The sequence below is a fragment of the Flavobacterium sp. genome (genome assembly GCF_025352015.1).
Classification (GTDB): Bacteria; Bacteroidota; Bacteroidia; order Flavobacteriales; family Flavobacteriaceae; genus Flavobacterium.
Map to the genome: position 1 here is coordinate 15,762 of NZ_JANXUG010000046.1, position 18,236 is coordinate 33,997.

Annotated in this window: 17 protein-coding genes; 8 read left to right on the forward strand and 9 right to left on the reverse strand. The window is 32.4% G+C overall.

What is annotated here, in order from left to right:
- Positions 1-51: 51 nt before the first annotated feature.
- The 4 genes from Q0Q96_RS04880 to Q0Q96_RS04895 are packed head-to-tail and all read left to right on the forward strand — an operon-like array spanning position 52 to position 4,398.
- Positions 52-1,197, forward strand: coding sequence for an alpha/beta hydrolase-fold protein (locus tag Q0Q96_RS04880; RefSeq protein WP_293872113.1), 1,146 nt, complete (start codon positions 52-54; stop codon positions 1,195-1,197).
- A gap of 3 nt (positions 1,198-1,200) precedes the next feature.
- The gene (locus Q0Q96_RS04885; protein WP_293872114.1) at positions 1,201-2,622 is read left to right on the forward strand and encodes a leucyl aminopeptidase family protein; all 1,422 of its coding nucleotides are present in this window, start codon (positions 1,201-1,203) and stop codon (positions 2,620-2,622) included.
- Between the two features lies 1 nt (position 2,623).
- Positions 2,624-3,844, forward strand: a complete 1,221-nt coding sequence (locus Q0Q96_RS04890) for an ATP-grasp domain-containing protein (RefSeq protein ID WP_293872115.1) — start codon at positions 2,624-2,626, stop codon at positions 3,842-3,844.
- Positions 3,841-4,398, forward strand: a complete 558-nt coding sequence (locus Q0Q96_RS04895) for a hypothetical protein (RefSeq protein WP_293872116.1) — start codon at positions 3,841-3,843, stop codon at positions 4,396-4,398. The genes Q0Q96_RS04890 and Q0Q96_RS04895 overlap by 4 nt, the downstream gene beginning before the upstream one ends.
- Positions 4,399-4,441: 43 nt before the next feature.
- Here the strand turns inward: Q0Q96_RS04895 and Q0Q96_RS04900 are convergent, their stop codons facing one another.
- From Q0Q96_RS04900 to Q0Q96_RS04940, 9 genes are all read right to left on the reverse strand, one after another.
- Entirely contained in the window at positions 4,442-5,632 is a 1,191-nt protein-coding gene (locus Q0Q96_RS04900) for a hypothetical protein (RefSeq protein ID WP_293872117.1), read from the reverse strand.
- A 62-nt stretch (positions 5,633-5,694) separates the two neighbouring features.
- The gene (locus tag Q0Q96_RS04905; protein WP_293872118.1) at positions 5,695-6,522 is read right to left on the reverse strand and encodes a GMP synthase; all 828 of its coding nucleotides are present in this window, start codon (positions 6,520-6,522) and stop codon (positions 5,695-5,697) included.
- Between the two features lie 36 nt (positions 6,523-6,558).
- On the reverse strand, positions 6,559-7,668 hold the full coding sequence (locus Q0Q96_RS04910; RefSeq protein WP_293872129.1) for a carboxylate-amine ligase: 1,110 nt from the start codon (positions 7,666-7,668) through the stop codon (positions 6,559-6,561).
- Between the two features lie 144 nt (positions 7,669-7,812).
- Positions 7,813-8,754, reverse strand: a complete 942-nt coding sequence (locus Q0Q96_RS04915; RefSeq protein WP_293872119.1) for a hypothetical protein — start codon at positions 8,752-8,754, stop codon at positions 7,813-7,815.
- Between the two features lie 22 nt (positions 8,755-8,776).
- Positions 8,777-9,487 carry an alpha/beta fold hydrolase gene (locus Q0Q96_RS04920; protein WP_293872120.1) on the reverse strand — a complete coding sequence of 237 codons (711 nt, stop codon included), beginning with the start codon at positions 9,485-9,487 and terminating at the stop codon, positions 8,777-8,779.
- A 169-nt stretch (positions 9,488-9,656) separates the two neighbouring features.
- Positions 9,657-10,049 (reverse strand): glyoxalase, encoded by a 393-nt coding sequence (locus Q0Q96_RS04925; protein ID WP_293872121.1) that lies wholly within the window; start codon positions 10,047-10,049, stop codon positions 9,657-9,659.
- An 83-nt stretch (positions 10,050-10,132) separates the two neighbouring features.
- Positions 10,133-11,506 (reverse strand): OmpA family protein, encoded by a 1,374-nt coding sequence (locus tag Q0Q96_RS04930; protein ID WP_293872122.1) that lies wholly within the window; start codon positions 11,504-11,506, stop codon positions 10,133-10,135.
- A 106-nt stretch (positions 11,507-11,612) separates the two neighbouring features.
- Positions 11,613-12,872, reverse strand: coding sequence for a mechanosensitive ion channel domain-containing protein (locus Q0Q96_RS04935; protein WP_293872123.1), 1,260 nt, complete (start codon positions 12,870-12,872; stop codon positions 11,613-11,615).
- The gene (locus tag Q0Q96_RS04940) at positions 12,865-13,149 is read right to left on the reverse strand and encodes a DUF3817 domain-containing protein (RefSeq protein WP_293872124.1); all 285 of its coding nucleotides are present in this window, start codon (positions 13,147-13,149) and stop codon (positions 12,865-12,867) included. Before Q0Q96_RS04940 ends, Q0Q96_RS04935 begins: the two co-directional genes overlap by 8 nt.
- A gap of 86 nt (positions 13,150-13,235) precedes the next feature.
- Between Q0Q96_RS04940 and Q0Q96_RS04945 the strand changes: the two genes are divergently transcribed.
- The 4 genes from Q0Q96_RS04945 (at position 13,236) to Q0Q96_RS04960 (ending at position 18,097) form a co-directional block, all read left to right on the forward strand.
- Positions 13,236-13,751 (forward strand): DUF6155 family protein, encoded by a 516-nt coding sequence (locus Q0Q96_RS04945; protein ID WP_293872125.1) that lies wholly within the window; start codon positions 13,236-13,238, stop codon positions 13,749-13,751.
- Between the two features lie 75 nt (positions 13,752-13,826).
- Positions 13,827-15,353: a DEAD/DEAH box helicase gene (locus Q0Q96_RS04950; protein WP_293872126.1), complete on the forward strand. Its 1,527-nt coding sequence runs from the start codon at positions 13,827-13,829 to the stop codon at positions 15,351-15,353.
- A gap of 228 nt (positions 15,354-15,581) precedes the next feature.
- Entirely contained in the window at positions 15,582-17,498 is a 1,917-nt protein-coding gene (locus Q0Q96_RS04955) for a DUF294 nucleotidyltransferase-like domain-containing protein (protein ID WP_293872127.1), read from the forward strand.
- A 2-nt stretch (positions 17,499-17,500) separates the two neighbouring features.
- Entirely contained in the window at positions 17,501-18,097 is a 597-nt protein-coding gene (locus tag Q0Q96_RS04960) for a 3'-5' exonuclease (protein ID WP_293872128.1), read from the forward strand.
- Positions 18,098-18,236 lie beyond the last annotated feature (139 nt).

Below are 18,236 nucleotides of genomic sequence, written 5' to 3' on the forward strand. Positions count from 1 at the left end.
ATAAAAATCCAAAAAAGTATTTTTACGTTTCTATAAATTTAGAATTATATAATGCAGAACAAAGAACAAGTCAATGTGGCAGATGATTTAGATGTTAAAAAAATAACTGAACCCCATCTCAATATTATTTTAACTACAGATCAAGATGATGAGCGTCCTGTATATATTTCTGGAAATTTTAATAATTGGGTAACACAAGATAAATTATTTGAAATGGAAAAAGTAGGACAAGGTTTGTACCATTTTAAATTTGCTCACGATTTTGTATATCCAGATGAAATGCTTTATAAATTTACTCGTGGCGACTGGAGCGAAGTAGAGATTGATAAATATGGCAATAGAACCGAAAACCGCCATTGTAAAAAGAAAAATGGAGTTCATAAAGAACATGTTGCCAAATGGCGTCACAATTGGCTACCCTTTAAATCAAAATTTTTGCCCAAAGTAAAACTAATTTCAAAAGAATTTGAAATTCCACAACTCAATAAAACGAGACGAGTTTGGGCTTTGTTGCCTTATGATTATGATAAATCAATAGAACATTATCCTGTTTTATACCTGCAAGACGCGCAGAATTTATTTAATGAAAATGCCAAATATGGCAATTGGGAAATAGATAAAAAGCTGGCCGTTATGGCAGAATATAATATCGGAAAAATTATAATTGTGGCTGTTGAACATGCCGAAAATGAACGTATTAAAGAATATAATGTAGGTAATACCGTCCTTGGAAACGGACAGGGTAAAAAGTATATTCGTTTTTTAACAGAAACATTAAAACCCTTTGTAGACAGCAATTTCAGAACTAAAACCGATAGAGACAACACAGCAATTGGGGGAAGTTCGATGGGAGGATTGGTGAGTATTTTTTCAGGAATTATGTATCCCGAAGTATTTGGAAAATTGATGATTTTTTCACCTTCGTTATGGGTGGTTCCCAAAATAAAATTGTCTTTCCTAGATATGGATGAACCTCAAAACACCCGAATATATCTTTATGCTGGTGGTGATGAAAGTGCCACAATGATTGACCATGTACAACATTTTAAGAAAAGATTGCTAAAAAAAGAAGGCTACGCCGATAAGATGAAGGTGCGTTTAAGTATAACTTTAGAAGGTAAACATAACGAACGATATTGGAGCGATGAATTTCCAAAAGCCATTGAATGGTTGTTTTTTAGCACAAAAGAAGAATAATTTATGAAAATAAAAAAAATACAAAATCTCGACAATTTTACTGGAACTATTTTAATTCCCGTTTTTGAAACCACCTCAAAAAGTATTCTACCTATTGAATATCATGGCGTTTCGGTGTATTCTCAAGTTTTTTACGGAAAAAAAGATACGCATTATCTTGTTGAAAAATATGATTGTACACACGTCTTTATTGGTTTAGGAAAGCAATTAGATTACAAATCTTTAAAAACCATATTCAGAAGAATTGCGGCGAACCAAAAAGATATTTTTGGTAAAAATGTGGTTTTGGTAATTCCAGATACTTTCGACACTAATCAAGTAGAAGCCTCAGTTTCTGGATTATTATTAGGTACTTATAATTTAGGACACTTCAAAAAAACTGAACCGCATGGTCTTGTCAATGCGGATTTTGAACTGCATTATATTGCTACTTTAGAAATTGAAAAAACAATACAAAAAGCCTTCAAAATTGCCACTGCACAACTAGAAACTTTTGCTTTAGTAGATTTGCCGCCCAACAAAATTACTCCTAAATACCTTGCTAATTGGGCAACAGAAACTGGAAAAAAATATGGTTTTGAAATTACGGTATTTGGCAGAGAAAAATCTGCAGAAATGGGTTTACATGCTTTTCTCACTGTGGGAAAAGGAAGCGCGCAAGAACCCCAATTTATCATTATGGAATACAAGCCAGCAAATGCAAAAAAACATATTGGTTTGGTTGGCAAAGGAATAACGTTTGATACCGGAGGTTTGAATATTAAAACGGCTGGAATGGTACAAATGAAATGCGACATGGCAGGCGGAGCAGCAGTTCTTGGAGCAATGCAATTAATTTCTGATTTAAAATTGCCTGTTCAAGTTACTGCAATTGTGCCAGCTTGTGAAAATTCTGTTGATGCAAATTCCTTTTTACCAAGTGATGTCATTCAGAGTTATGCGGGACATTCGATTGAAATTATTGATACAGATGCCGAGGGAAGATTAATTCTGGCGGATGGATTATCCTATTTGATTTCCAATTATAAACCAGAAACGGTTCTCGATTTGGCTACATTAACAGGAAGTGTCGTTGGAACATTGGGCTATGAATGTGCAGGCCTGTTTACAAATAACGAAGAATTATCAAAAAAGCTACAAGAATCTGGCAACGCTGTAGGAGAACGTTTATGGCAATTACCACTTTGGGATGTTTATACACCAGATATTGAAAGCGAAATAGCAGATGTAAAAAACTTTTCGGGAAAACCTGTGGCTGGAGCAATTTCGGCAGCTAAATTTTTAGAATTTTTTACAGCAAATCACCCTTCATGGGCACATTTAGATATTGCGGGCGTAGCATTTGGGGATGACGAATTTGCCAAAACCAAACATGCGACAGCTTATGGAGTTCATCTAATTACTAACTATATCGAAAATCTTTAAAATGGACAGTTCAACCAAAAATTTCATTTGTGTTTCTAATTATTTCAAAGGAAATGATTTTTTAATTAATTTAAAAAAACAAGGGAATAGAGTGTATTTAATAACTTCTGAAAAACTTCGTGACAAGCCATGGGCAGTCGATTATATTGATGAAATTTATTTTATGCCAGGACAAGATGTAGATTGGGATTTAAACGGATTACTCGCAGGTGTTGCGAGTTTGATGCGACATAAAAAGATAGACAGTATCGTTGCTTTGGATGATTTTGATGTTGAAAAAGCAACCTTTTTGAGAGAAAATCTTCGGATTGATGGTATGGGACAAACCACCGGACGATACTTTCGTGATAAATTGGCCATGAGAATGAAAGCGGCATCAGCAGGAATACCAATTCCGCCGTTCAGTTCTTTACTAAATGATGACGAGATTAATCAGTTTGCAGATACTGTTTCGCCACCTTGGGTATTAAAACCTCGTTCAGAAGCCTCGGCTTCGGGTATCATGAAAGTTCATTATAAAGAAGATCTATGGCAAAAAATACACGAATTGGGTGATACAAATCGATTAAAATATCTGGTAGAGCAATTCAAACCTGGGGCTGTTTATCATTGTGATGGATTGAATTGGAAAGGAAAGACTTTGTTTTCTATTACCTCGCAATATTTATCCACACCAATGGAAATTTCTCAAGGTGGCGGAATTTTCAGAAGTGCCACAATACCATATGATTGCAAAGATGATAAGGACATAAAAAAAATTAATGAAAAAATTCTCAAAGCATTTGGCATGCAATATGGTGCCAATCACACCGAGTTTATTAAATGTAATGATGATGGAAAAATCTATTTTCTAGAAACAGCATCCCGTGTTGGTGGTGCTCATTTAGCTGAAATGGTTGAAGCTGCATCTGGTGTAAATCTATGGGCTGAATGGGCAAAAATTGAAAATGGTTTGTCAAAAGACATTGAATACAATTTGCCCACTATCAAAAAGGAATTTGCCGGAATTGTATTAACACTTTCTAAATTTGAACATCCTGATTTATCGAACTTTAATGATACCGAAGTTTATTTTAGAGTGCCCTTGGAATATCATGCTGGTTTGATTGTAAAAAGTGATAACCCCGCCAGAATTAGAGAGTTACTTGACGATTATGCAGAACGATTAAGTAAAGATTTTGCAACAGTGGCAAAGCAAGAGACAACAAAAAAACTCCATTGACCATCGTGGTAACCAAAATTTACAGCAAAAACAATTTTCACAAACACACTTTCTGTATTTGGAAAGAAATTTTGTTTACCAAAATAAATGATTTAAAAATTAGTTACACCAGTCAGTCGGGAAGTCAATATATTTTTACTGCGGAAGGTTTGTATCGAATTTCAAATCATTGGGGACGAGTTGCCAACTGTCATTGGCGATTAATCCCTTTAGACCAATTTAAAAGTCAGGCGAAAATAGTTGGGTTTGCAAATTGGTCTGATTTTTATTCCAATGATGATACTTCGAAGCTTTTTTTTATTGAGGTGAATTTTGAAAAACAAGAAGCTAGTTTTTATCATAAGTTAAGTGCCGACAATAAGCAAAATGTAGTAATACGAAATGCAAAAGAAACTGCTAAAACCATTAGAACCATTAAACAAGTTTTTACAGAAACAGATTGGGCAAAGCACTTGAACTACAATGATTTGGATAGTTTTAGAAAGGAAATTATAATCGAATTGGTTAACTCTGAACGAAGTTTTTTGGAGATTAAGAAAGCTTACTTAAAATAGGCTAATTTGCATTATATAAGAAGGAACAAAAATGCTATGACTACTATTTCTCAAACATCCCAACCGTTCCTCCAACCCAATCTTTGTCTTTGTTGAATTTTACGCCTATCATTTCACCGCGACTTAATCGCACCAAATTGGTCACTAGAGTAGGAGATGGCTCATTTTTTTTCCAAACGGCAAGCAAACGTACTTCAGCTTTTACTAAACCATCGGGTGACTGGATAATAGGTTTGTAATTTACTTTTTTCTGAAGAATGTATAAATCTTTTTGTTTTACAGCTTCAATATCCTCTTTTTTTACATGAAAAATCACACCACTACCTGAAAACGAAAACAATGGTTTCAATACATAGTTTTCCAAATCTTTTGGAATTTCTTTTAAGTCCGAAAGAAGCGTAGTTTCAATGAAATATTTTCCTTTTAAATAAGGTAATATAAATTTACTAATTCTAAAAAACCAGTTTGGATGTCCTGCCCATTCAACATCTAAATCTGCAGAAAAATCAAAATCAAGCTTCAAATCGGTACGCAAATCGAGTTCATCAAAAATAACACGATTGTAAATTCTTTTGACTATAATATCTTTCCCTAAATTATTTTTATAGAATAGTTGCTTTCCTATTTGAAACAATTCTGTCACACAAACGATGGGAATTCCGATGTCTCTATGGCAGTAATAAAAGTCTATTTTGGTGTTTTGTTTTTCGGGTTCTACTTCTAATAGAATTACATTTTCTTTGGGAAGGTCATTGCAAATTACCTCTTCAATTAGTCGCAAATAACTTTCTTGATTTAATCTATTAAAGAACGGTGTCAATTCAGAAAGAAAAGGGTAGTGGTTGACAAATTTTTGAGACAAGTGATTCTGAAAATTATACAACGAAGGAAATCCCTGTACTTCAATAAGTTTAGGAACAATTTCACCATTTTCTTCACAAATACCAAAATCAATAGCTAAAAAAGTGGTGTGATTATCTTCGTTTGCAACTTTTCGGTTTAATTCTAATGCTCTGTCTGTAAGTTTTTTAAAATCATCATTTTTAATAAAATCAATCACTTCCTGATATCCTGCAAGCAATTGAGCTTTCAGTTCATTGGAAATAAAAAAAGGAGTTTCGCCAATTCTGAAAGTTACTTTATAATCAAAATCAGCGGTAATGTCATTAATAAATGCATTGTATTTTTTGGCTGTAAAATTATCGTTGAAAAGTTTACGGTATTTTGAGTTCATTTTTAAAGTATTAAGATGAAAGTATTAAGTAGCCAAAAAGTCTTTGTACTTAATATTTGATACTAATTCGATAGAATTTTTTTAGTTCTAATCAACTCATTAATAGCAATTCGAAGGAAATTTGGAATAATGGTTTCGTTTGTTTTATAGATTTTATCTTCGTCTAGTAAATCTTCGAGCATATCACGAAACTTTTGTTTTCCTTTCATAGCAATGATTCTTTCGCGCTTTTCTTTATTCTTCAAATTGGCAATAAAACTCAAGGCATCGGCTTCGGGATGGAATTGCAATCCAACAAATTCATCCGAAAAACGAACTCCCATTATAGCTCGTTCATATTCTCGATAGGTTCTGATTTTTTCTAATGCAATAATCATGGCACCTTTTTTACTAAATAGACTTAATTTTGGTTGCACAACTTGATAATCGCGACTATCAATTGCGTAGAATGGACTTTCTAATCCTTCCAAAATTGTGTCATTCAATCCTGCTTCTGTTTTGTGAATTGTCATTACACCAAATGAAGTTGATTTTCTTTTTGTAATTTCTGCCAGCCCAAAGTGATGACAAGCCATTTGAAACGAATGACAAATAAACAAAACGTGTTTTTTTACTTTTTGTTCCTTATTCCAATTCCATAATTCGTTGATAAAATCGTACCATTTCAAATCCCAGTTGCCATTACCATCTAACGGATTTCCTGGTCCACCAGTTGAAATATAAATATCAAATTTTTCAATAGTTGGAAATTCACTTTTGCCACGAACATCAAAAACCTGAAATGTTACAATTTGATTAAATCTATTGATGATGTCAATGATACAACGCATTCCCTGATTGGGTTCTCCGTCGTACATGTCTAAAACTGCTATTCGTATTTGGTGGCTCATGCTATCAATTTAATGGTGCAAATATAACTTTTTCAATTATAATCCTCTTGTGAATTCACTAGTAATCATATCAACTACTTGGGTCAAATCTTGAGTAGATTCAAAAACGGCTAACTGTTTATCAGCTCCAGTACCCTCTTTCATTATGGTGTGCACATAATTAATTTGGTCTCGACTTCCCAATTCATCTACAACATCGTCAATAAATTCAAGTAGTTCTAGAATCAAACATTTGGTTTCTACTTCTTTTTGCAATCCAAAGTCAATCATATGATTGTCTATTCCGTAACGAGCTGCTCTAAATTTATTTTCTTTAATCAAGGCAATTCTATAAATATTGAAGCTGGTATTATTCATGGTCAATTTATATAATTTGGCCACAATAGCCTGAATAATAGCTACTATACAAATTGTTTCATCTACGGTTAAACTCATATCGCAGATACGAAATTCAATCGTGTCGTAAAACGGATGCAAGCGCAAATCCCACCAGATTTTCTTGGGATTATCAATACATTTTGTTTTGACTAGTGTTTCAAGATAATTATCATACGACTGTACGCTATCAAAATATTCTGGCAAACCCGTACGAGGAAATTTATCAAACACTTTGGTTCTAAATGATTTGTAACCTGTATTTCGACCTTCCCAAAACGGAGAATTGGTAGATAACGCAAAAATATGTGGCAAAAAATAACATGCTTGGTTCATCAACTGCAACCCAATTTCCCGGTTTTCAATGCCTACATGACAATGCATTCCGAAAATTAGATTGGAACGCGCCGCATCTTGCAACTCATTTACTATATGATGGTACCGCGGATCATCTGTTATGGGTTGGTCTTGCCACCGCGAAAAAGGATGTGTACCAGCACCACCAACAACCAATCCTTGCTTGTCTGCTAATTCTACAATTTTACTGCGCAAAAATCTTATTTCGTCCCGTGCTTCAGTTATATTTTTACAAATATTCGTTCCAACTTCTACCACCGATTGGTGCATTTCAGCTTTTACCTGTTCGTTTAAAATAATTTTCGCTCCATCAACAATTTTAGATAAATGCGAGCGCAAATCACGAGTTTCAGGATCAATAATTTGATATTCTTCTTCTACACCTAGTGTAAATATGGGTAATTTTTTTGTCATGTATTTATTTTTTGAAGCTATTCCAGCTTTCCGTTTCAATCTTTTTTATTTTGTTTTTCGACTTCACTCTAAAAAACAAAATAAAAAAGGATTTCCACTGCAATCTGGGCTAGAGTATCTTACTATTCATTGGCGTAAAGCTATTTATCTTGAAGATTCTTTTATAAATGTTCCCCAAGTCAAATTGGTTTGACCTGCTTTTTGCTTTTTTGCAGCAGCAATTGCCATTTTTGCAGAAGTTTCTACCACCCATTCAAAATTTTCGGCACCTACTGAAGTGAGTTCAGCATCTGGCGCTGGATTCCCAAAGTCGATTGCGTACGGAATTCCGTCACGAATAGCAAACTCAACCGTATTGAAATCATATCCTAAACCTTTGCAAAGTCGCAATGTATAGTCTTTAATAGTTGCCATTAATTTTTTATCAGTATTCGGATTTTCAACTACATATCTTAAGTGATGCGGATTTCTTGGTTCGTAAGGCATAATGCGCACATCTTTGCATCCCAAGCAATACACACGGTAATAATCATCAAACACAATTTCTTCTTGAAGTAACATTACGAGCTGTCCGGTTTCCTGATGTTTCTGCCAAAATTCTTCTTTATTTTCTAATCGGTAAACATTTTTCCATCCTCCACCAGCATATGGTTTCATATAAGCAGGAAATCCTATGTAATCAAAAATTCCTTCCCAATCCATCGGATATTTTAAGTTTCTAAACGATTTAGAGGTCGTATCTGTAGGATGTTCAGCTGAGGGGAGTATGACCGTATTGGGCAACGGAACACCCAGTGTATCTGCCAAGCAGTTGTTAAAAAACTTATCGTCGGCACTCCACCAAAACGGATTGTTTATAACATTGGTTCCCGTTAAGGCAGCATTTTTTAAATAGGCACGATAAAAAGGAACGTCTTGCGAAATTCTGTCGATAATTACAGCATATTCCCCACCTTTATTTTGCACCACTTTGTCAATAGAAACAGCTTCGGCTAAAATATCCTTTTCACCTTTAGAATTTACTCGCTCTATGAATGCTTGTGGATAGGTGTCTTCCATTCCAAATAATATTCCAATTTTCTTCATTTTTGATTTGTTTATGTTTTTATTAAAATTTTATTCTTGATAAATAATGCGGAAACATTTCTCGCCAAACTGGCCAATCGTGTTCTCTATCTTGCCGTATGTCTAACCAATGCGGGATATCTCGTTGTGCTAAAATTCGACTTAATTTTAAGTTGGCATCCAAACAAATGTCCCAGTTTGAAGTTCCCAAAATAATGTCCATATTCCATAATTGTCCATCATTTAAACCAGGAAGGTAATCTTCGGGAGAATTATAAAACACATCGTCATCCCAGTGACCATCCATAAAACTTTTGATAGAAAATGCACCACTCATAGAGAACATGTGACTTACATAACCAGGGTGTTTCAACGCAAAATTTGCAGCATGATATCCCCCAAAACTGCAACCAGCTACCGCTACTTTTCCTGCACTTGTATTGTTTTTTACTCGTTCAACAATTTCGTGACAAATCATTTTGTCATACCAAGCATGATTTTGAATGCGATGAACAGGATGAATTTTTTTATTGTAAAAACTATCTTTATCAATGCTGTTGGGGCAAAAAATTTGAATTAATCCTTGGTCAATATACCATCGAGCACTTTCTATCAATCCTTGGTCTTTATTTTCATGATAACTTCCCATTGAAGTAGGGAATAAAATCACGGGGAACCCTGAATGACCAAAGACAAGCATTTCAATGTCACGATTCAAATTAGGGGAATGCCACTTAAAAAATTCTTCTCTCATAAATTATAATTAGAAAAACAATTATAATAAAAAAAACGTTGTGAAATTTACAAAAGTGGTTTAAGGGTTAACTATTGCGATTTAATTTTTAAAGCTAATTAGTTTTTGAATTTTCTTTAAAAAAGTGATTGTAAATTGGTGTTGATTTTAGTATTTGTCAGTTTTCAGATTATTGAACAATAAGCTGTATCTGACTTTTCAATCGTTCTATAAGCAAATTCATCATTCTTTTATTTAAACTAGATGATATTTGGATATATTCAGCATATTCCTTTAAAGTAAAAAAAGCGATGATCATTCCTTTTAGCGAGTTTCGGAATTTTATATCGCGGTGTATAACGTTTTCAATGTAGGTCATTTTTTTTTCGGGAGTAAGGCCAAAGAACACATTTTTTTGTTTTACAGCATAATTTATGAAGACTTGAATGAATAAATCGTTTTGTAATTTCAAAATAGGTCGAAGAGTTTTGTTTTGAAACATTTCTTCTACTGAAGATTGAATATTTATCACTCCTAGTGCTTCTCCTCTTAATTCTATAACGTTGTGATCTCTAGTTTCCATAATTTTTTTACTTTAAAGTTAAAAAAAAACCTCTGTTTTGAAACAGAGGTTTTTAATAGTTATTAATAATTAATTGTTAATTATTATTTGACTTTGAATAATGTTTTTCGAACTAATCGTCTGGCATAATCAGAGTTTTTATTTACAGAAGCATCTTCGCCTTTAGATATAATATTTAATCTTGATTCGCTAATTCCTGCTTTTACCAATATAGCTTTAACATTTTGAGCACGTTCACCTGCTAATCTATCATTATCAGCAGTAGAGCCAATTTCATCTGCATAACCTGTAATTTCAACAGATTTATCTGGACTATTTTTCAAATAATTTAAGATAAATCCAATATTGCTTGCCGATGAAGCGTTTGGTTGTGATTTACCCGATTCAAAATAAGCTGCAATATAACCTTCGTTAATAAGTCTTAATACCGCGTTTTCACTAGCGACTGAAGTTGCATTATTATTTGTAGCTATAGAATTGGCTACATATTTTTCTAACTCATCTGGTACACCATTATTATTTTTATCAACCATTCTACCTTTAGTATCAACAGCTACACCTGCAATCGAATTTGGTTCTGCATCTAAATAATCAGGCACACCATCTTTATCACTGTCGTTCATCAAACTTTCGATTTCTCCAATTTTATTATTTAAGGAGTCAAGACGTTTATCATTTTTATCTCTAATAATAGCCCAATCTCCATGTATTTTTCCTTTTCCAAGTGCTACTGAAATTCCTAAAGTCGTTCTAAATAAACTTCCCGTTAAGTTATTTTTTGGATCTGAAAATGTTTGACCATCCCAGTTGTAATGTTGTCTAACGTTTGAATTAACCACAAAATCAGCAAATACACTTACGTTTTTAAATATTCTGAACTGTGGTGATAATCCACCAACAATTCCACCATTCCATTCGTGAATATCTTTATAAGGACCTATTTGAGGTTGCATACGCGAAATTTGAAAACCAAAATGAAATAACAATCCAAAGCGACCTGCTTGATTTTGAATGTCAAACAATCGTATCATGTTCGCAACTCCTTCTCCGGAAAACTGAACATGTTGCATTTGGAAAGGTAAACTTCCTGAACCAGATTGTTTTTGGAGATTGTCAAAGTTAAAGTTTGCTTTAACACCAAATTTTGGGCTAAACATATATCTCGCACCAAAACCTACATGATTAATATCTACACCACCAAAAAATTTACCTGGATTGTTTGCATAATAACTGCCACTGGGTGTATCATTACTGTATGGTTTTGAACCTTTAGCTTGACCAAAATCAGCTTCAACAGACCATCTGTTGAATTTTTCTCCAACCAATTCTTTATCAGGTTGAGCGGCAATGAGTTCTAAATCCCCTTTTTTATTTTTTTTATTTTTTGTTGCTTTTTGAGCATTAGCAGAAAAAGCGATACAAAAAACTGTCACCAATAATAGTAGATAATTCTTCATGTTTTTTGATTAGTAATTAATGTATAAAATATTAAAACGGTACAAATATAAATGTTTCCTACCAATAACCAATTTTTTTACATTTTATTGTATGTAATGAAAGAAATTATTCTGAATAAATACTTTTACTTGAAGGCATTTCATATATTTCCAAGTCAAAATACGAAATAGAAGCAAATATATGATCAAAAATATCTGACATGATATATTCGTAGTTTTCAAATTTTTTATCATTGGAAAACGTATATATTTCTAAAGGAATTCCGTGTGGAGTAGGCTGTAACTGCCGACAAAGCAATATCATTTCCCTGTTTAAACCAGGATATTGACTTAAATACTGTGTAATGTATTTTCGAAACAAACCAAAATTGGTCATATTCCTTCCATTGATTAGTAGTGATTTGTCAACTTGATGGGTTTCATTATACTTGTTAATTTCTGATTGACGATGATCGATATAACTATGAACTAATTGAATTTTTTTTAATTCGTGCATTTCATTTTCATTTAAAAAGCGAATGCTGTTGACTTTTATCAAAACATGTCTCTTTATTCGTCGTCCGTCTGAATTCAGCATTCCGCGCCAGTTTCGAAACGAATCTGAAATCATGCTATAAGTGGGAATCGTTGTTGTGGTATTGTCAAAATTTCTAACTTTTACTGTTGCTAGATTAATTTCAATTACATCACCATCGGCACCAAATTTATCAAACGTAATCCAATCACCAATTCGAACCATATCGTTTAATGAAACTTGAACACTTGCCACAAATCCTAAAATGATATCTCTAAAAATTAACAAAACTATAGCAGAGACAGCTCCAAAGGTACCCATCATCTTTACAGTACTTATGTCAAAAACTTTGGAAACTATAAAAATGAATGCAAAAACCCACAAAACAATCATTATTACTTGAATGTAACTGTCAATGGGCTTGTCGCTATAAGAAACATTTGTTTTTAAATGATCTCGCAGTGCTTGTAACACGGTTTTAATTATCCATATAGTTAGTATCACTATGTAAATGGCAACTAATTTTCCGAATACAGTTTCCCAATACACAAAGTTTTTCAGAATAATGGGAACGCTTTTGTAGATAAATAATAACGGAATTAAATGCGCAATGTATTTGGCTGTTTTATTAGAAACCAATAAATCATCAAATTTGGTTTTGGTTCTTCGTGCAACAGCAACCATGATTCGCACTAAAAAAAATCGGAATACAAGATAAATTATATACGATAAAATTCCTAAAACAAGAATATTTACTGCTAAACTTAAGTATGCAGAAAGTGTTTCTCCAAAATCACATTTTTTAAAAATTGGATAACACCAACCAAATATTTTTACGACAATTTTATGCATTTTTTACATATTTTTTTTCTACATAAAAAGTAGCAAACGGCAGCAAAGATGCGACTTGTACAATGAGTAAATCTTTCAGTTTCCAATGCTGACTGCTTTTGATTTGGAATGCCAAAATTATATAACTAATAAAAAGTAAGCCATGAGCCAAGCCTATTGGAAACAACAAAGTTTTATACAAATCAATATTATTGTGCTTAATAATTAGCATATTGAAAAATAAAACTAAATAAGATATACCTTCTGAAATGGCAACGAATTTAAAAAGTTTAATCATTGTGTGTTTAATTTGATACAAAATTAAATAATTACATTCATAAAGTACTTTAAAAAGCAGTTACTTTTGTTTTTATAATCTTAAAAATGAGCAAACGCGATTTAAAAAAATACCTCCAGGAACTCAACAAAGTTAAGTTAGAAGAACAATTAGTTGATATATATGAAAAGTTTAAAGAGGTAAAAACTTATTATGATTTTGTTTTTAATCCCAATGAAAATAATTTGGTTAAAGATGCAAAATCTAAAATCACCTACGAATATTATCCTATAAAAGGTAAAAGACCCAAAATGCGGCGTTCAGTAGCACAAAAATTCATAAAACATTTTATTTTGCTTGGCGTTGACATTTTTATGATTGCTGATGTGATGCTTTATACTATTGAAATTGCTCAAACATTTTCTTCAGAAAGAGTTGTAAAACAAGAACTATTTTTTAAAAGTATGCTCACATCATTTCAACAAACGGTCAGTTTCTTGATTAAAAACGGAATTTTGAATGAATTTCACAGTAGAGTGACTGCTATAAAAGAAGCAACAATTAACCAGAACTGGCCTAATCAATCCGAATTCACAGCTGTAGTGGAACGATTAGAATATTAAATTTGTAAATAAACTATTTAATTTTTGGAGACAACTCTTTTTTAGATGTATTTTTGCAAAATTGTACAAATCGTTATGTCTCAAAAAGATTTTATTTCCGAAATTGAAGAGAAAAAGGAACTTTACGCGTACCAAAAGAGCGATATTGATAAAATTTTTGAGCGATTAGATAACGCTGCAAGTGATTATCATCTTTTATATCAGTTGCCTACAGGTGGCGGAAAAACAGTCATATTTTCAGAAATAGTCAGACGTTATTTAGCACAGCATAACAAAAAAGTTGTAGTGTTAACACATCGAATTGAGCTTTGTAAGCAAACTTCTAAAATGCTTAAAGGATTTGACGTCAAAAACAAAATTATCAATAGCAACATCAAAGAATTGCCCGATCAGGAGGATTATTCTTGTTTTGTAGCGATGGTTGAAACCTTAAAAAACCGTCTAAACGATGAAAAACTGATGATTGACAATGTTGGTTTAGTCATTATAGATGAAGCCCATTATAATTCGTTTCGAAAATTGTTTAGCCAATTCAAAAATTCTTTCATATTAGGTGTAACGGCAACACCTTTGAGTTCGAATATTAAGTTGCCCATGCATAACAATTATGATGAATTAATAGTAGGAGATACTATTCAATCCCTTATTGATAAAGGTTTTTTAGCTAAAGCAACTACATACAGTTATGATGTAGGACTGACTTCATTAAAAGTAGGAATTAATGGAGATTATACTGTAAAATCTTCTGATGATTTGTACATGAACATGGTGATGCAAGAAAAACTATTACATTCTTATATTGAAAAATCGTTGGGAAAGAAAACGTTAATTTTTAATAACGGAATTCATACCTCGCTATACGTTTATGAAACTTTTAAAGAAGCAGGTTTTCCCATAAAACATCTCGATAATACTACATCAGCCGAAGATAGAAAAGATATTTTACATTGGTTTAAAAAAACTCCAGATGCTATTTTGACTTCGGTGGGAATATTAACCACGGGCTTTGATGAACCAACGGTTGAAAGTATCATACTAAATCGCGCCACGAAATCGTTGACATTATACTTTCAAATGATTGGACGTGGTTCTCGAAAGTTACCCCATAAAGATAATTTTATTGTTATTGATCTAGGAAATAATGCATTAAGATTCGGTTTGTGGAATGATGCCGTAGATTGGCAACATATTTTTAAATCGCCCGAATATTATTTGGAAAATTTAAGAGAAGATGCTGAAATTGAAAATAATTTCAAATATGTAATGCCCGACAACATAAGAAAAATGTTTGCAAAAACGACCGATATAAGCATTGATATTGAAGAAGAATTCAAAAGAGTGATTGGGCTAAATAAACGCTCCAAAGAGGTGCTTGAGAAATCAATTTATCAACATGCTTTAATGTGCAATGAAAATTCAAAAGATTTAAATCAAGCTCGAATGCTTTCTAAACTCTTAGGAAATGATATAGAAAGTCGTTTAAACAGATATGTCAAGTGTTTAGGGAAAACTAGTAAAAATTACCGTGAGTGGTTGATTGAAGATTATAAAACTAAATTAACTGTAGCTATTGGTAAATTATTTAGGGAATTAAATTTTTAGAAATTAATGTAATAGATAAGGCAGTTTATATTATTATAAGTCAATGATTTAATCGTTAGTATTGACTATAAACAAAACTTTATTATTTGAACTATAATTTATATTATGTAAAATAGATATTGTAAAATAAGGTCCTATCCTTTTGACATTTAGTTTTAAAATCTTTTTCAGAATAGACCACTACTTATCTAAACCTTTGTTATTTTTGTACCAATACATTTATTGCTAATGAGTAATTCAATCGCCGAAAATATTGCCAATTTTTTGAAGGAATTCGCACCGTTTAACTATTTAACCTATGATGAACTTACGCAAGTTGCCAACAGTATTGGCGTCATAAATTTAGACAAACATAAAATTTTATTTCAAATTAATGATAAACTGCACGATAGTTTCTATGTTGTAGCTTCGGGTGTAATCAATCTTTCAGTAATTGCAGATGCCGAAGAAACATTATTAAATAAATGTTACCCTGGAGATGTTTTTGGATTACGTCCCTTTTTTGCCAAAAACAATTATATGATGACTGCAAAATCTCGTGAAGACAGCATTGTATATGCTATCCCCATCAATTCTTTTAAACCATTCGTTGCTCAAAATCCTCAAGTTTTGGATTTTTTGTTAGAAAGTTTTGCCACCAACACTAGAAACCCTTTTGATAAAGAAAATCGCGGAAGACTTTTAACAGATAATGTTTATGGAGAAAATCAACAAAATGAAATCCAATATTTTCAGTCACTCGCTTATAATAAAACACCTTTAAAAGTGAGTGACACAGCTATTGCTAAAGATGTGGCTCAACTGATGTCGGAAAACTTAATGGATAATGCCATTATCACCGAACAAAATTTCCCTATTGGCATTATCACCGACTCTGACTTTAGATCAAAAATTGCCAACGGAAGATTTCCTTTAATTGCTACTATGGATAAAATAATGTCGTCCCCAGTGATTACGGTTCCAGAGAATGTTTCGGTCGCCGAAGCCCAGCTGTTGTTATTAAAACATAATGTCACTCACTTGTGCGTTACCATTGATGGTTCTGATAAATCTGATGTTAAAGGAGTAATTTCAGAACATGATTTGATCGTTGCTCAAGCCAATAATCCGGGAGTTTTAATCAAAGAAATAAAACGTTCGTTGTCTCCAAAAGAACTTAAATTAGTTCGTGAAAAACTAACCGAATTGATACAAACCTCGATAGCTAAAAATATTCCACTCCCACACATTTATAATATTTCAGGAGAAATTATTACTGCTATTATAAAACGTTCTATCGAACTGGCTATTCTTGATTTAGGTTCACCTCCAGCGCGATTCGCATGGTTTAGTATAGGAAGTCAGGGTAGAAAAGAACAATTTTTATTAACAGACCAAGATAGTTTTTTAGTTTTTGAAGATGTTGCAGCCGAAAATTACAGAAATGTTAAAGATTACTTTTTAAAACTGGCAAAAAGAGCCACAACCATATTAGAAAAAGTTGGGTATCAATTTTGTCCAAACGGTCAGATGGCAAGTAACATGCTTTGGTGCAAATCCTTATCCGACTGGATAAAACAATACAATAACTGGATGAAAACTCCTGGAGAAAAATCGAATGACATTAGTAGTATCTTTTTTGATTATGAAATTGTTTTTGGCGAAAGCAAAATTGAAGATGCACTCAACGATTTGATTTTTAACAATGCTAAAAATAATGCTTTATTCTTCGACTATTTAGGTAATGATGCGTTGCGAAAAAATGCTCCCATCAACTTTTTCAAGAAATTCAATTTAGAAGAAGAAGGTGAAAACAAAGGTAAATTCGATATAAAAAACAGAGCTATCATGCCATTAGTTGATTCGGCGCGCTTGTTTGCAATAAGTCTTAATTTACGTGGAATAAACAACACCTATTTACGTTTTAAACAATTGGCTATCGTCGATCCGAAATATTGTGACATCTATTTAAATTGCGCCGATGCCTTCTTAATTTTATCAAAGTTTAGAACTTTAGAAGGATTAAAGAATGATACCAGTGGAGATTACATTAATGTTGAGGAACTCTCTAAAGTGGATAAAGAAAAATTAAAAAACGCTTTCGCACCAATGAAAGAATTAGAAGATTTAATAAAAGATAAATTTCAATTAACACAATTCTCATAATTATGCTTGATTGGATTAAAAATATAAATAAAGATTATCCAGAATTTTGGAAATTATATTTGGCTAAATTCGAAACCAAGTCCAATAGATACGTCATTTTAAGCACGGAAACTACTGGTTTAAATCCAAAAAAAGATGTCATTTTATCTTTTGGTGCAACAGCGGTTATAAATGATGTTATTCGCATTGGAGATAATTTTGAAGTAGTTATTCTACAGTATAAATACCTCCATGACAACGGAATGTCTAATGAATTTTTAATTGAAAGTAAATTAATAAAATTAGCAGAATCGCAAGCCATTCAGTCATTTATAGATTATATTGGCAACGCTGTTTTAGTGGGACACCGAATTCATTTTGATATTGAAATGATCAATTACGTTTTGGAAAAAATGGAATGTGGGAAGTTAAAAAATGAAGCTTTAGATGTTGAAATTATGCATCAAAAATTAATGGACATTACTAATAAATCCTTTTCATTGGATGAGTTAATAAAGCATTATAAAATTCCGCAAAGCGAGAGAAATACAGCTTCGGACGATGCATATTCCATCGCTTTATTATTCTTAAAACTGAAAGTTAGATTAGGTTTCAAATAAAAAATCCCGAAATATTCGGGATTTTTCGATCTGTCAAAATCAAACAAAACAACAATCAAACTATTTTTTTTTACTAATGTTTATGGTTTTTTCTTGATAAACATATTGGTATAATATTTTTTTCCTGTTACAGGATCAA